A 15,056-nucleotide genomic window follows, 5' to 3' on the forward strand; every position below is an offset into this window, starting at 1 on the left:
AGTGACAATTATATGAAGCTGAGATATTATTAAAAAAGGAAAAAATTTGTACTACAAAATATCGCTTTGCAATTGATTGGAGGAGCACACCATTGGAAACAGCATCACAACCCATAATGAAAGGAAAAGAACCCATTTTTCGCCGGGGTGTTTTTACCTTCAGCGGATCACATTTTTTAAATGATTTAGTGACCACAGGTATGGTTCCGGCAATGGTTGTGCTTTATAAACAAGCATTTGACCTAAACTATACCCAGTCTACTTTAGTAGTTTTAATGTCATACCTAACATCATCTATCTCCCAGCCTCTGTTCGGCATGTTCGCGGACCGTAAGCCTCGTGTCTGGCTGTATCCGGCAGGAGTATTCTGTTCGATTATGGGGCTGGCTTTAACAGGACTCGCACCATCACTGCCTTGGCTGCTTTTGTTTATTTCGATTTCCGGTCTCGGATCGGGCGCGTTCCATCCAGAAGCCTCCCGAGCTACCCACCTTGCTTCTGGATCTAAAAAAGCACTCGCCCAAGCTATTTTCCAAGTCGGCGGAAATGCCGGGCAAGCCTTTGGACCATTATTAGTATCCCTCTACGTAAGTCACTCAGGGATTCAGGGACTCCTATGGCTCATTCCAGTAGCGTTCCTATCGCTTCTATTAACTGGCCAAATTCTACCTTGGCTGCGTGAAAAATTAGAGACTACTAAACTCCAATCTAAGAAACAAATAAATGGAGACAACAATTTACTGGGAGCTACTCTGCTCTCTTGTGTAATCATCCTTCGTTCCTGGTGCCAAATTGGCGTTGTCGTCTTTTTGCCTTTTTACCTGCACAACCTCACCATCCAACAGTCAGAGATTCTTAGCTTTGTCTTTGTCGGAGCAGGAGCACTTGGTACTTTTGTTGGCGGGGTTCTGGCAGACAAACTTGGCATGAAACGTTTACTCGTCAGCTCGATGCTGATTGCTACACCTTTTGCTCTAATTTTCCCCTATGTACATGGGGTGTTGTCGGTGCTTGTACTGCTCTTGTTTGGTTTCAGTGTTCTTTCATCTTTCTCAGTCAGTGTGGTTTACATGCAGCGTATGCTTCCGAAGAACATTGGTCTGGCGTCCGGTCTTTCGATTGGTTTCGGTGTAGGGGCTGGCGGGATTGGATCGGTGTTTATGGGCGGCATTTCAGACATCTTTGGGATCGCGACCGTTTTCACGATTCTCTCGCTGCTCCCGCTTGCCGGCTCGTTGATCGCGGTCTTTTTACCAAATGATCGCATGGAAAAGAAAATGGCTGCTTGATGACTTACTATTACACGGTAATCTAAGAGGTGAATCAAAATGTATTGGACTCCGTTATTTGAAAATGATGTACCAGTAGCACACTTCTGCTCTTAATGGAGAGAACGTGCCTACTTCTCTCCGTTTGGGCATCTTTGACCTAAAAAAGACGGAGGGTATAAAAAATGAAAAACACCTTATTAGGTTCTATATATTTAACTTTAGCCGCCAGTATTTGGGGTGGAATGTACGTTGTTGTCAAAGTTGTAGTAGCGGTAATACCTCCACTAGAACTTGTGTGGATGCGCTATTTAGTGGCTATTGTCGCACTACTTATCATCGGCTTTATAACCCGACAAAAATGGCGAATCGAGAAACGTTATTTCTTATTAATTATCGCTATCGGAGTTATTGGTAACGCCATTTCAATTGTTACCCAAGAAACGGGGACAATGCTGTCCACAGCACAAATGGGAGCCATTATAACGTCGTCAACACCCGCGTTTATGGTTATTTTTGCTAGATTACTTCTTAAAGAACAATTAACGTTAAAAAAGTGGCTTTCCGTTTGTCTAGCGACGATTGGGGTTTTTCTCATTGTCGGAATCGGAGATGTGGATTTATCTAGTAAACTTGGTGGTATTGCACTGCTTATTGCAGCTTTAACGTGGGCACTTATGTCTGTACTTGTAAAGCGTTTGCCGAGTGACTATTCACAAATTGTAGTCACCACCTATTCCATCTCGGTTGCCCTAATCGTGTTGACTCCTTTTGTTTTGCCACGGTTACACGCAATTAATATTTCTGAATTAACTCACCCGACCATTTGGGGAGGACTCTTATATTTGGGTATTGTTTCAACAGCAGGTGGATTCCTACTTTGGAATCGCGGTTTACAAATGCTTAACGCCTCAAGTGGGGGGATATTTTTCTTCTTTCAACCCGTGGTTGGAACATTACTTGGGTGGCTAATTCTGGGTGAAAATATAGGTGTAACCTTTTGGATAGGATCCATCCTAATTCTTACTGGTGTTTTGTTCGTTATGATTGAGAAAAAATAGTCTTTATAAACCCCCTTCAATTGTATTTGAAGGGGTCTTACTTTTGTTCATAAATTTGGCTTATTAAACTTACTGAACGCTTAGTGCAATAAAAAATGTCGAACACCCCCTAGCCCTTATCTTCAACTCAAGTTTATAAAGTACAAAAATTTACTTTTCTTCTAAAAGATTTAAGTATATATTTAATATTTGATATATAATATTACTTTTTAGAAAAGAAGAGGTTAGATATGAATACGACATTTTCAACAACAGAATCAACAAAAACAAAAGCCATTGTCATCAGTGCACTTTTCATTGCCTTAACCTTCGTAGCCACGATGTTCATCAACTTAAGGCTCCCAATCATGGGAAACGGTGGTCTAATCCATTTGGGTAACGTTCCTCTCTTTATCGCAGCCTTGGTTTACGGCAAAAGAACCGGAGCCATTGCGGGGGCGTTTGGTATGGGTTTGTTTGATATTGTCTCAGGATGGGCATTATGGTCACCGTTTACCTTTGTCATCGTCGGTACAATGGGCTTTGTAGTCGGTCTCATTGCTGAAAAGGTACCCGGCAAACGAGTTCTTGTTTATACTCTGGCCGTTCTAGCTGCACTAGTCATAAAAGTTGTAGGCTACTATTTCACCGAAGTCATCCTCTACGGGAACTGGATCCAGCCATTCGGCTCCATCCCTGGAAACATCATGCAGGTCGTAATAGCAGGCATCATTGTAGTCCCTCTTGTAGGACGCTTAAAGAAAAGAGGGTAACATGGTTCATGGGGACGGTTCTCTTGTTTCATTTTGGATCACACAAGAATACACGTCTATAAACTAATAAGTTAAGGCAAAAGAACCGTCCTTAGGTAAATAGGGACGGTTCTTTTGTTTCGTTTTGGTGATTCACACATGAACACACCTCTTAGAACTAGTAAGTTGATGCACAAGAACCGTCCCCATGCATCAGAGCGTCGAAAACCGAAGAATTTCGTCGCTTTTTAGCTTTTTATACCTTGTTTTATCGAAAACGTTCTATGGAAGTCTGAAAATGTTATAATACGTTTTGTGTTAATTCAATTATTAAACAAACATTTTCGGGGTGTGTTTTTGCAATGAGACAAGCACAATTAGCAGAAGCTATACGTAATAAAAGAGCCGAGATGATTCAAATAGGGATGTCAAAGGGACTCGATAGTGAAGAAACCATTTATTGCAGTCAAGAGCTAGATGACCTTTTAAATGAATATAACAGATTACTATCCCAACCCAAACGTTTTAACCCTATAAATGATTACTTTGATTATTTACTTTTTCTACATAAAAGCACCTATAGAATCGTCCGTTTAGGCTATGATGCATGGGGACGGTACTAATGCATCATTCAAGCCTGAAGTGCCATGTCGCGATATTTATTTCTTTAAATAGTCCATGGCACTTCTATTTTTTTAAATTGTCCGCAAGGTTATAAGCTGCCCTGCCCACTATAAAGACTGCTAAGAAAAAAAGGCAAACACAGGAATGTGCTTACCTTTTAGACAATGTGGAAATCGATAGTTTTTCACATACTTAGTTATGTTAGGATGGGCGTTCTTAATAAATGTTCTAGCCTCATGTTCTTTACCATTTTTATAAAGAATCTAACCTTGATCACGAATGTAATAAACAAGTTAACCAAACGAAGTATATTCAAACTAACTCCCCCCACACCGTTATTAGTATCGGCAAACCGACACTAGCTATATTTTGCGCTATCAACCCATCCCTTTATTCAATTCCCATTATTGATAATCCGGGGACGGTCCTCCATTTGTGGGGGTTCCTCGAACCAGCCGTTTTTTATCTTAATCTCGATCCCTTCTTGTGCATACCTCCACTTCAATTAAGTTTATCGGATAAGTAAAATATGTACTTTTTTCTAAGTTCCCCAACCTTTTTAAAAAAAATCAAATATTTATTCCGAGACGTCATACATAATATTTTTTAGAAAAACGGGAAGGTTAGAAATATTTATGAACCAAATTTTCACGGAAACGGAGGAATCCTTGTGGCTGTTGAGGCAGAACAGATGAGGTTTTGTGAAAACTGTAGGAAAGAAACAGTTCACCATGTTTATGAAGATGCACTTGAATTGGAATACCGGTGCATGAAATGTGATGAAACCACTGAGATGGTGAAAACATTTTTCTAGCGGTTTTTTAGAAAGGCAAAAGGCAGCCAAATTAGTTTAATTGGCTGCCCATCATATTGGTCCCATAACAGGACCCTCGAGTATAAATTTGCTCAAATTAATTTTTTATTTGTACTCCCATTAATCTCTCACACATATAACAAAACTGCTTAGCGAAGTCATTTATAGTTTCTAATAACTGTATATCCACAACTTCATTTTTCTCATTAAACTGGCTGTTGTGAGCAAAAATAGTTGTCGGTATGACGTACCCATTTAAATAACCTGCCAGTGGTTTTAACTGATTTTCTGCAACGAGAAAATGTTGATTGTTTCCTCCAGTCGTGACAAAACCCATCACCTTATGTTTAAACGCTGCCGGTGGAATTAAATCAATTAAATTTTTGAATGCACCGCTAAATGAACCTTGGAAAATAGGCGTTCCGAATACAAATCCGTCAGCCCCCATTATTTGGTCAATTACCTTTTTGGTATCACCATTGTAATTAGAGATTGGACGGCCGTCACAAAACTCAATTTGATAATCCCTTAGATCCAAAAACTCAATTTCTAGTTCAGGATTATGGATTTTTATCTTGTCTAAAACTTTACCGATCACAATCGCAGTCTTACTACCGACAATAGTGCCTGAAACCCCTAAAATTTTCATTTCTCTTCCTCCTAATATTTCAATCGAAAAAAAGATCTATTGATTCGGCCAATCTTCAGGGATCCGGCCAACATTCCGGTTATAATATAAAAGAGGAGCCTTTTCAGCAAATGAAAGATCGATTACTTCACCTAAAAGGATAAAGTGGTCTCCAGCATCGATTTTATTAATGATTTTGCACTCGAAAACCCCTAGTGAGTCTTGGATAATCGGTAGTCCATTTGAAGAAGTTTCCCATTGCACTTTTGAAAAACGGTCTTTTTCCTTACCAGCAAACGCCCAGCATGCCTCTGCCTGATCTGTAGTAAGGGTATGCACAGCGTATTTTCCCCCTTGTAAGAATGCATCTAAGGCCGATGATCTTTTATCGATGCACCAAAGCACCATTAACGGGTCGATTGAAACAGAAGCAAACGAATTGACGGTCAGCCCAACCGGGTTTTCATTTTCATCCATTGTGGTTACGATCGTCACTCCAGTTGGATATTGCCCCATAATTTTCTTGAAAATATTTGCTTTCTCCATTGTTTTTGTCATCTGTATTTTCTCCTCTCACAGCCAAATTTTTTGAATTATAGATAAACTTCATCTAATATCTCCTGCTTTACCGATGGCCTGACATTCCAAAAATTATTCAGACTCTTCACAAGGCCGCCGTTTCCGAATCTCGTTTTTACCGGTGTTGCAATTTTCATCTTTGGCTCAACCACAAAATTGGAAAACTCAACTATAATCTGTCTTCTTTCGATAACCTCTTGTATCCCCTGTTCGAAAAACCATTCATCAATCCTGTTATAAATACCGCGATTGATTCCGTAGTTCATTTCAATACTTTTTTGAAAGGTATAGTCTGGAACATTTACATTAGGTGTTAACACAACCAGGACCTCCCATCCTATAAAATAGTAATCCTTCAAACAAGTTTAGCAGGAACCTCCACTTCTACTATTTCTATTTTTCCGGATTTCAACTGAAACGAATCAACAGGGTCGGAGGTTTGTGCGGTACAACAGTAAAGGGTCCTTCCTTCTTTTCCACCTAGGGCAACAGCATAACAGTTTTGGCTTGTTTGAACTTTATCTGTTATCTCTCCCCCTTCTATCACCCGATAGACCATAGATTCGATTGGATTAGATACCCAAATCGCTCCTTCTGAGTCAATGCAAATGCCGTCTGGATAAATATTTTCAAAGTGAGCCCATACCCGCCGATTAACGAGGGTTCCGTCGTCCTCAACATCAAATGCGGTCAAACGATTACCATACGTCTCTGCGATCACTATTGTTTTTCCATTATCGGTCAAAACAGTCCCATTTGGAAAAACCATGTTTTCGGCAGCAACCTTTACATTTCCATCCGGCTCGATACAAGCAATGACAGCAGTCGGCAGTTCCATATTTTTTAACGTTTCTCTGCAGTACTTTTTCGCTAAAGCGGAAAGATTACCGCCGAAATTTCCAACATAGGCTCTTCCTGCTTTATCTACAAGCATGTCATTGCAATGGTAAGTGGCAATTGGATTCAAATCTGCGTGTTCTGTTAGCTCCCCGTTATTTTCCAGGCAGTAAACTTTTCGATTCAGCATGGAAACGACAAGCATCCTTCCGTCTGGAAGCCATCCCAGTCCTGAAGGCTGATCATCCAATTGGCAAACCGTTTCTACTTCTCCGGAGTCTATATCAGCTTTCAACACCCGTTTGCTAAAAAAATCAGAAAACCAGAAGTAACCATTATAGAATCTAGGGCCCTCACTAAAGGTTAATCCGGTTACAAAGTCCGTCGTTTCGTTCACCCTTTAAACCTCACTTCACTAGATTATTGTAAGTAGACACAATTTTTCGAAATTTTAACACATATCAATCTGGCTGATTCAGTTTCCTCCATAAAGTACTGCGGCTGATGCCTAATAATTTTGCTGCCTCAATCTTGCTTCCATTAGCTGCATTTAGAGCTTCATAGATTTGCTTTTTTTCCACTTGTTTGATTACATCTTGAAATGTATCTTGTTCTCCCATTTCTTCTTGAAGAACAATACTATTTTCCTCTATTGCTTCACGGAGATTTCGCAGCAATTCTTTCCTTGTTACCATAAAAGGATGCTCTAAGTAAGCAAACATTCTCTCCAATGTATTTTCCAATTCTCTTATATTCCCCTGCCACTTATGCTGAGCCAATATATAAGCGATCTCTTTACTATTTTCATTGATTAATTGAGCAAATTGCGGATAGTGTTTCGTTGTAAAGAACTTCACCAAAGGTTCAAGGTCAGATAACCTGTTCCTTAATGGCGGAAGATACAAATTTAGGACAGCAATTCGATAATATAAATCCGTACGAAATTCATTATTTTTTACCTTGTCGATCAAATTTACATTTGTTGCCGAAATAACCCTGACATTAACAGGAATGGGGGTCGTGCTGCCAACACGCATGACCACTTTCTCTTGGAGAACCCTAAGAAGCTTCGCCTGCATGCTTAAAGGGATTTCTCCAATCTCATCTAAGAACACAGTCCCATTATGGGCTTTTTCGAAGAGTCCTGGTTTTCCCCCTTTTTTTGCTCCCGTAAACGCCCCTTCGATATATCCGAAGAATTCAGATTCAAGCAGGTTATCAGGTACTGCAGCACAGTTGATGGCAATAAAAGGTTGGTCCTTCCTGTAGCTTTTATTATGGATGCTTTGGGCAAACAATTCCTTCCCTGTACCGCTTTCCCCAAGAATTAAAACATTCGAATCAGTCCTGGAAAATTTGATTGCCTTTTTGATTGTCGTTACTATTCCTTGGCTTGCACCAACAATGTCTTCAAACTGGTATTCGGCCATATTGGGTTTGCTATACATTTTTCTTCTTATTCTGTTTCCGCTTTCCTGAACGGCATGAATATCAGAAAAAATACCAACCATCCCATCAAAATGTTGGTCTACAACAATCGGAAATGTACTTAGCAAGAAATTCTTGTCTTTATAGGAGACAATTTGTTCCTTTATCCCCTTTTTCCATTCAGTATTACCAATACCTTTTGTGTCAACAAGAATTTCTTTTACATGTAATCCATTCAGGTCCTTTTCCTCAATTCCAAGGAGAGTAGTAGCTTTGCGGTTGACATTGACGATATGTCCCGTATCGCTGGAGATAATTACACCTTCATTAAAATTCTCCATGATATAATTTTCTCTTTGAGAATTTCTTTTTTCTTCGAAACGGGCATTTAAAATACCTAAAGCAATATCAACCGCCAGATTAATGCTTTCTTCACCGAACCAGACAATTCCATGCATTCCATTTTCTTTAGCAAGTCCGGTAATCAACCCGGCACCAATGACGACAGACTGGCGATTTTCCTTAAGCTGTGCGATGATTGCCTCGGCTTCTTCCCATGTTTCGTACGTATATTGATGAATCTTGACTTGAAATAGCGATTCAAATTGGTCTATTTTTCTATCAATTATATAATCATTAAAATTGATTAGATTGACTTCATTGCTGTATTGGCATCCTTTTTGAATAGCATCTAGGAAATCGTTGACTTGCAGCCTGATCGGAACGAATTGCCCTCGATCATTTTGGTCTTTAAAAACTTTGTAAATTGCTGCTCCACAAATAACAACATCTTCATTCGTGATGATATTCTTGTTATCAAGAATACGCTGGCCTTCCATTGATTCTATGACGAGCCCTTTTATTGACTTATTTTTCTTTTCTATTGCCCTTTTAATTAAGTCATCCAATGGCGCTGAGCCTGATATAATAAGTCTTGCCATTATCTATCCTCCCAAGATTCCCCTTAACTTTGCCAAATTTCATCTAATATTTGACTACAACATTTATTATACAACTAGTAATCTAAACATTCTGAATAAAAAGAAACTATTTAACTGAGGTCGGCAAGAACAAGGCTATTTCAGGGAAAATATACAGTAATGCTATTAACACTATAATCGGAATGACAAAGATGATGGCACCTTTAAATATACTGACTAAATCCAGTTCTTTTACGACTCCATTCAACACATAACAGTTCATTCCCACCGGAGGAGTGATTAGGGCCATTTCTACTACTAAAACAATAATGACGCCAAACCAAATCAAGTCAAACCCAAGTGCTTCAACTAATGGGAGTATAATTGGAATCGTAACAACAACCATTGAGAGGGAGTCCATGACACAGCCAAGCACCATGTACATGAGAATAATAAGGATAAAGATCACCGCTGCGGATAAATCTCTCGAGAAAAGGAAGTCTGAAATCATCTGCGGAACTCTAGTTATCATCAAAAAATAGTTTAAGATAAATGCCCCCATGACGATGGCAAAAATAAATCCTGTCGTTTTAATCGTTTCATAGACAGTAGCCGTAATCTTCTCTTTCGTTAATTTCTTGCGGGCAAAGCCAATCGCAAATGCACCAAGAGCACCAACTCCGGCAGATTCTGTCGCGCTGAAAAATCCGACGTACATACCGCCAATAACAATTATAAACAAAACGACGATCCAAACAGTGGGTTTTAAAGAGCTAAACTTCTCTTTCCAGCTGATCTTTTCCTCTTCTTTTGTCTTTACATGATGGTTTGGATTGATAAATATTGCGATAGAAATCGCCAACATAAATAAAATTGTTAACAAAATCCCGGGAATAATCCCTGCAATTAGCAGTTTCCCAATCGATTGTTCAGTCATCATCCCATAGACGATAAACATTGTACTTGGTGGAATCAAAATTCCGAGTGTTCCTCCGGCTGCTATGGACCCGCCTGTTAAGCTTTTGCTATATCCGGCATTTAACATTTCTTTTGCAGCCATGACTCCCATCGTTCCAGTTGTGGCCAAGCTGGAACCGGATGCGGCAGCAAACATGGCGGAAGCCCCGACTGTGGCAATACCTAATCCGCCTTTTAATTGGTTAAGCCAGTTCCGAAAGGCCGTAAACAGTTCCGTTGTCAGGTCTGAATAATATAATAACTGTCCCATCAGGACAAATAGGGGGATTGTACTTAACGTATAAGAAAAGCTTTGTTCCCAAACATTGGTATTAACAACAGAAAACAGGGTTTCCCATCCTCTTAAATACGCAATCCCTAAACATGCCGGAACGGCCATCGAGACTGCAATAGGAACCCGGAGAAACATCAGGACAAAAACCGCGATTATGACAATAATACTTACAGCAGAAATGGACAACATATATCACTCCTTAATCTATCCTTCATTGAAAATTTTCTTAATCGATGAATTTTTTATTTGCAAATTTCTTGATGATTTCTAAACACCAGGCTGCAAATCCGATAATCAATAAATATTTAAAAGGATATAAAGGAATTTTTAAGAGCAAGGAGGTTGTTGAATATTCCATTTTTTCAATGAAAACCCAGATTACAAGGAGGCTGAAAACTAATGTAATCAATTTCCCGATTATTCCCAATATATTTTGGAGGAATAAAGGCAATTTCTCCGTCAAAATCCCGATTGATATGTGGGAGTTTTCCGATTCCGTAAAGGCCAGTGAGGCAAAGATGATGACAGCCATAAGAAATTGAACAATTTCGATATCACCGATAATGGGAACGCCGATCGTCCTTGATACAGAAAAACAAAAGACAAGTGCCACCATCAGCAAGAGGCCGACATAAGCAATCCATTTATTAATATCCGTGATATATTTAATGATTTTTTCAATCAAAGTATCAAATCCCCTTTCTATTCATTCTTCATTAATAAGGGAAAGATTGTATGCTTCAAAAAAGGGGCCAGCCGGTTCCAATCATTTCACCAAGAATTTTCCGGCAGCCCCTATCATGCTGCATCCTTCTATTTTGCGAATTATTCCAGCAACGACTTTAAATTTTTTGGTAGGCTTCTACATTGCAGAAATAAGGCATTACCTCTTTGGAGAACAAATTCATCGATTTAATCACCCGATCATTAGGCTGACCGCCGATATTCATCCAACAAATAATGTTATTCAGCCCTGTTTCTTCGCGGAATTTCTCAATATCTTTCCGAACCTTTTCAGGCGAACCGACAATCGCGTTTTCGGATTTGAGGAATTCATTATAATCAAGGACTTTATCCCGCTGAACCACACCGAACACTGGACGATTATCCCGTTCAGACATATACCACATTAATCCTTCTTCAAATTCTTCATACGCCTGTTCATCCGTTTCGGCAACATAAACGAAAAGGAGCTTGCCTGATCGGGCCATAGCTTCATTTACGTATTCCTCGGAGTATCCAGCAGCAAGGGCCGTTTCTTGGTACAAATTGATTTTATGAAGAGTATCATCGTTTTTGATGCCGCCTAAAACAAACGAGTAGCCATCTTTTGCAGCATTGATAATGGAGGCGTCATTTCCAGAAACCATCACGAAGAGGGGCGGGCCAGGCTGTTGAATTGGCCTTGGATTAATTGGAATATCATTGAAGTTATAAAATTTGCCTGAATAAGAAATTCTCGGATTTGTTAATGCTGCTTTTAAAATTTCTAGAGATTCTTCGAACCTAGCATGTCTCTCATCGAAATCCACATTGTAAGCATCAAATTCTAATTTGTCATACCCTTTCCCAACTCCCACATAGAGCCGGCCGTTACTGATGACGTCAACTAAAGTCATTTCTTCAGCCAGCTGCATTGGATGGTGCAAAGGTAATCTGGCTACGGCAGATCCTAGTTTAATTCTTTTTGTCTGGGCAGCCGCAGCAGCTAAGTAAACGGTTGATGAAGTGACAACTCCGTAGTCTCTGGCATTGTGTTCAGCCATCCAAGCACTGTGGAAGCCAAGTTCATCTGCCACTTTGATTTGCTCCAAACCGTTTCTTAATTCTTCGTCTTCCGATTTAAAGGGTGATTTTGAATTCAGGAAAAATAGACCAAAGCTCATTTCATTTTTGTGATTTGTCATATTAACATTCCTTTCAAAAATTTATTAGTTGTTTAGTATTGATAAAGAATTTAAACCTCCACTTTCGAACTAATCATTTTTCACCTGAATGGATAGCTCATCTGAAAACCCTTTCAACAGGAAAATTCCTAAACATATCAATTTGACATATTCAGACAAAATCCCTTTAAAAGCAACGTTAAATTGCATGGGTCTTCTTTAATAAAGCGGGAAAGTTCTCTTTGCTTTTAATAATGCAAATATTGTGCCAATTTTATTAATAATGGCTATTAATCTGTTAAACCCTGCATGAACCGCTGCGATTTCTATACATTTCAGGAAAAAGTCCCTGTTAAAACAAACCTTCTATCCATCCAAATAATTGTTATGTGCCACGTAGTAAAATAAAACGTTTCAAAATTGAAACATATTGAAACATGTTGAAACCCTTGAAACAGCTTAAAACATTTGAAACTCAAAAGTTATTCTTTTACAAAAAAGTTCTCATATTCCTCGCGAAGCTTCCTTTTTAGGAACTTGCCAACACCTGTTTTCGGTACCTCCTGGATAAATAGTACATCGTCCGGCAGCCACCATTTAGCAAACTGCGGTGCTAGATATGCAAGCAAATCATCCTTTGTCACCTTTTCTTTAAAATTGTCGTGTAAAACGACAAAGGCAACAGGCCGTTCCTGCCATTTCGGATGGGGAATCGCAATGACCGCTGCTTCAAACACAGCTTCATGAGTCATAAGCGCATTTTCTAGCTGGACAGACGAAATCCACTCGCCACCGCTTTTGATCAAATCTTTCGTCCTGTCTACTATTTTGATATACCCTGCCTCATCAACCGTTGCAATATCCCCGGAATAAAGCCAGCCCTCCTTTACCGCCTCTGCCGTTTGCTCCGGCTTTCTATAGTAATGATCGGTAATCCATGGCCCCCTAAAGAGGACCTCTCCCATCTCTTCTCCGTCCATTTTTACTTCGCCTGACTCATTTATGACATTAATATCTATCATAGGCACTGGTATTCCCTGCTTAGTCAGCTGGTTGATTTTTTCTTCTGTTGATTGATTTTGATGATAGCTTTTTAGTTTGCTGACTGTAGCAACTGGACCTGTTTCAGTCATCCCGTAAGCATGCATGACCGGCACATTGTATTTTTCCATAAATGTGGTAATAATCCCTTTCGGTGGAGCCGACCCGCCGCATAGAATATAACTCAGGCTGGATAAATCATAACTCTTTCTGTTTAATTCATTTAGAACCCCGATCCAGACAGTCGGTACCCCTGCTGTTATCGTTACACGTTCAGACTCTATTAATTGCAAGAGTGTTTGCGAAGTAAAGTTTGGACCTGGCAATACTTGGGTAGTGCCAAACCATACGGATGCAAAAGGAAATCCCCAAGCGTTTACGTGAAACATTGGCACTACATGCATCGCCCGATCTTCCTCAGACAGTCCCATCGTATCTGTAAGACCGAGCATTAAGCTATGCAATACGATACTTCGATGAGTAGATAATACACCCTTTGGATTTCCGGTCGTTGCCGAGGTGTAACAGAGTCCAGCAGCTTCATTTTCGTCTATATCATCTGGAAAAGAGAAACTATTATCACCGGTTGCAATGATTGATTCATAGTTATAGAGAGGTTTTTCCGAAGATTGGGAAAGCTCACTGTCTTCCGACATGATGATAATTGCCTTTACGGTCGGAATTTTATCTATTATGCTCTCAATTAAAGGATATAGTCCTTTATCGACAAGCAGGATCTTGTCTTCGGCATTGTTTATAATATAAGCCAGATGTTCGGAAGAAAGCCTGATATTGATGGTGTGCAAAACCGCACCCATGCTGGGAATGGCAAAATATGCTTCCAAATGCCGGTGATCATTCCAGGCAAATGTCCCGACCCGATCACCTTTTTTTACTCCTAGCATTTGCAAGACACTTGCTAAAGAACGGGTTCTTTTAGCAAATTCCTCATAGGTTAAGCGGACAATGCCTTTTTCAGTTCTAGAAATAACTTCTTTCTTCGGGAAGTATTTTTCTGCCCTGTACAGTAGTTTATCAATTGTTAGCCGCGTTTCCATCATAAATATCCCTCCCTGTTTTATTGAATTTTTTGGGGAGAAAAATGCTTGCTGCACTAGTCTCCCAATGTTTAATAGACTGCTATTTTTTTAGAAAAAATGATTTGCTATACTTCCTGGCTGTTAAACCACTCAATTGTACCTTTTAAGCCTAATTCATTGATTTTACGGTACATTAGCTTGATACCTTCAGCAGTATGGATAATCGCATCTTGTTCGGGTCCATACATCAAACCGGTACGGAACCCTTGTAAATCCATAATCCGATTATGGGCCATCTTTTTCAGCTTCAATACATCCGCTGGAGTTTTAGCAATGCCTCTTGCGATTTTTAATGTTTCTTCCTCAAGACAATCCGCATCAAAGCACTCTGCTGCAAACCCGTATTGCACAGCTTTTTCTCCACTTATCCGGCTTCCTGCAGTCAGGTCTAACATTTTTGCGCGCTGCGGTCCAACATGCCAGCCCCAATAGATGCCGACAAATCCACCACCAAGAGGCAGGGATGGGAAACCAAATTGGGCCTTCTTATCAGTGATGACAATATCGCAGCAAGCCAGCATTTGGGTTCCGCCCGCTAAAGCAAATCCTTGAACCTGCGCAATGACCGGCTTCGGATATTCCCAAAGTCTAATCCAGCGCCTTGTGCATTCTTCCAAGTAATCTCGGTCCTCCGTGACGCTTGGCTCCCTGTATTTGCCAACGTCGTAGCCTACGCTGAATGCCCTGCCATTTCCTTTGATGATTAACACACTGATATCCTGGTCTTTTTCAAGCTCGTCAAGGGCCTTGTCGAAGGCTTGGAACAGCTCCCTGCTTAGTGCATTTAATTTTTCCGGTCGATTTAAAATTACGTAGGCAATTCTTCCTTTTTTCTCAATGAGGACTAATTGTTCTTCCATATAGATTCACCAATCTTTCTTTTTAAT

General features: G+C 39.9%; 15 protein-coding genes. 5 read left to right on the forward strand and 10 right to left on the reverse strand.

Annotated elements, in window-relative coordinates; genetic code table 11:
- Positions 1-116 precede the first annotated feature (116 nt).
- The 5 genes from V5M37_RS17245 to V5M37_RS17265 all read left to right on the forward strand — a co-directional run bounded on the left by V5M37_RS17245 (position 117) and on the right by V5M37_RS17265 (position 4,498).
- Positions 117-1,289, forward strand: coding sequence for an MFS transporter (locus tag V5M37_RS17245; RefSeq protein WP_423802643.1), 1,173 nt, complete (start codon positions 117-119; stop codon positions 1,287-1,289).
- 164 nt (positions 1,290-1,453) lie between these two features.
- Entirely contained in the window at positions 1,454-2,329 is an 876-nt protein-coding gene (locus V5M37_RS17250; protein ID WP_423798400.1) for a DMT family transporter, read from the forward strand.
- A 230-nt stretch (positions 2,330-2,559) separates the two neighbouring features.
- A complete protein-coding gene (locus tag V5M37_RS17255) occupies positions 2,560-3,081 on the forward strand; it encodes an ECF transporter S component (RefSeq protein ID WP_423798401.1) in 522 nt (173 codons plus the stop codon).
- Between the two features lie 341 nt (positions 3,082-3,422).
- Complete coding sequence (locus V5M37_RS17260) at positions 3,423-3,683, forward strand: Spo0E family sporulation regulatory protein-aspartic acid phosphatase (RefSeq protein WP_423798402.1); 261 nt, start codon at positions 3,423-3,425, stop codon at positions 3,681-3,683.
- 671 nt (positions 3,684-4,354) lie between these two features.
- Positions 4,355-4,498, forward strand: coding sequence for a hypothetical protein (locus V5M37_RS17265; protein WP_423798403.1), 144 nt, complete (start codon positions 4,355-4,357; stop codon positions 4,496-4,498).
- 97 nt (positions 4,499-4,595) lie between these two features.
- Here the strand turns inward: V5M37_RS17265 and V5M37_RS17270 are convergent, their stop codons facing one another.
- The 10 genes from V5M37_RS17270 to V5M37_RS17315 form a co-directional block, all read right to left on the reverse strand.
- On the reverse strand, positions 4,596-5,147 hold the full coding sequence (locus V5M37_RS17270) for an NADPH-dependent FMN reductase (protein WP_423798404.1): 552 nt from the start codon (positions 5,145-5,147) through the stop codon (positions 4,596-4,598).
- Positions 5,148-5,183: 36 nt separating this feature from the next.
- On the reverse strand, positions 5,184-5,684 hold the full coding sequence (locus V5M37_RS17275; RefSeq protein WP_423798405.1) for a flavin reductase family protein: 501 nt from the start codon (positions 5,682-5,684) through the stop codon (positions 5,184-5,186).
- A 35-nt stretch (positions 5,685-5,719) separates the two neighbouring features.
- Positions 5,720-6,025, reverse strand: coding sequence for a hypothetical protein (locus V5M37_RS17280; RefSeq protein WP_423798406.1), 306 nt, complete (start codon positions 6,023-6,025; stop codon positions 5,720-5,722).
- 35 nt (positions 6,026-6,060) lie between these two features.
- Complete coding sequence (locus tag V5M37_RS17285; protein ID WP_423798407.1) at positions 6,061-6,939, reverse strand: SMP-30/gluconolactonase/LRE family protein; 879 nt, start codon at positions 6,937-6,939, stop codon at positions 6,061-6,063.
- A gap of 64 nt (positions 6,940-7,003) precedes the next feature.
- Entirely contained in the window at positions 7,004-8,911 is a 1,908-nt protein-coding gene (locus V5M37_RS17290) for a sigma 54-interacting transcriptional regulator (RefSeq protein ID WP_423798408.1), read from the reverse strand.
- 106 nt (positions 8,912-9,017) lie between these two features.
- Positions 9,018-10,331 (reverse strand): TRAP transporter large permease, encoded by a 1,314-nt coding sequence (locus tag V5M37_RS17295; RefSeq protein WP_423798409.1) that lies wholly within the window; start codon positions 10,329-10,331, stop codon positions 9,018-9,020.
- Between the two features lie 37 nt (positions 10,332-10,368).
- Complete coding sequence (locus V5M37_RS17300) at positions 10,369-10,827, reverse strand: TRAP transporter small permease (protein ID WP_423798410.1); 459 nt, start codon at positions 10,825-10,827, stop codon at positions 10,369-10,371.
- Between the two features lie 157 nt (positions 10,828-10,984).
- Complete coding sequence (locus V5M37_RS17305) at positions 10,985-12,049, reverse strand: LLM class flavin-dependent oxidoreductase (RefSeq protein WP_423798411.1); 1,065 nt, start codon at positions 12,047-12,049, stop codon at positions 10,985-10,987.
- A 461-nt stretch (positions 12,050-12,510) separates the two neighbouring features.
- Positions 12,511-14,130: a long-chain fatty acid--CoA ligase gene (locus V5M37_RS17310; protein WP_423798412.1), complete on the reverse strand. Its 1,620-nt coding sequence runs from the start codon at positions 14,128-14,130 to the stop codon at positions 12,511-12,513.
- A 104-nt stretch (positions 14,131-14,234) separates the two neighbouring features.
- Positions 14,235-15,029, reverse strand: a complete 795-nt coding sequence (locus tag V5M37_RS17315) for an enoyl-CoA hydratase/isomerase family protein (RefSeq protein ID WP_213145583.1) — start codon at positions 15,027-15,029, stop codon at positions 14,235-14,237.
- Positions 15,030-15,056: the final 27 nt, after the last annotated feature.

Origin of the sequence: Neobacillus sp. SAB-20_R2A (genome assembly GCF_049568635.1) — a bacterium.
In the GTDB taxonomy this organism is placed as follows: Bacteria; Bacillota; Bacilli; order Bacillales; family Cytobacillaceae; genus Neobacillus; species Neobacillus citreus.

What these genes read in the sequence shown, in the direction of transcription:
- V5M37_RS17245 (WP_423802643.1), top strand. Translation starts at nt 117, where the DNA reads ATGAAAGGAAAAGAACCCATTTTTCGCCGGGGTGTTTTTACCTTCAGC.
- V5M37_RS17250 (WP_423798400.1), top strand. Translation starts at nt 1,454, where the DNA reads ATGAAAAACACCTTATTAGGTTCTATATATTTAACTTTAGCCGCCAGT.
- V5M37_RS17255 (WP_423798401.1), top strand. Translation starts at nt 2,560, where the DNA reads ATGAATACGACATTTTCAACAACAGAATCAACAAAAACAAAAGCCATT.
- V5M37_RS17260 (WP_423798402.1), top strand. Translation starts at nt 3,423, where the DNA reads ATGAGACAAGCACAATTAGCAGAAGCTATACGTAATAAAAGAGCCGAG.
- V5M37_RS17270 (WP_423798404.1), bottom strand. Translation starts at nt 5,147, where the DNA reads ATGAAAATTTTAGGGGTTTCAGGCACTATTGTCGGTAGTAAGACTGCG.
- V5M37_RS17275 (WP_423798405.1), bottom strand. Translation starts at nt 5,684, where the DNA reads ATGACAAAAACAATGGAGAAAGCAAATATTTTCAAGAAAATTATGGGG.
- V5M37_RS17290 (WP_423798408.1), bottom strand. Translation starts at nt 8,911, where the DNA reads ATGGCAAGACTTATTATATCAGGCTCAGCGCCATTGGATGACTTAATT.
- V5M37_RS17295 (WP_423798409.1), bottom strand. Translation starts at nt 10,331, where the DNA reads ATGTTGTCCATTTCTGCTGTAAGTATTATTGTCATAATCGCGGTTTTT.
- V5M37_RS17305 (WP_423798411.1), bottom strand. Translation starts at nt 12,049, where the DNA reads ATGACAAATCACAAAAATGAAATGAGCTTTGGTCTATTTTTCCTGAAT.
- V5M37_RS17310 (WP_423798412.1), bottom strand. Translation starts at nt 14,130, where the DNA reads ATGATGGAAACGCGGCTAACAATTGATAAACTACTGTACAGGGCAGAA.
- V5M37_RS17315 (WP_213145583.1), bottom strand. Translation starts at nt 15,029, where the DNA reads ATGGAAGAACAATTAGTCCTCATTGAGAAAAAAGGAAGAATTGCCTAC.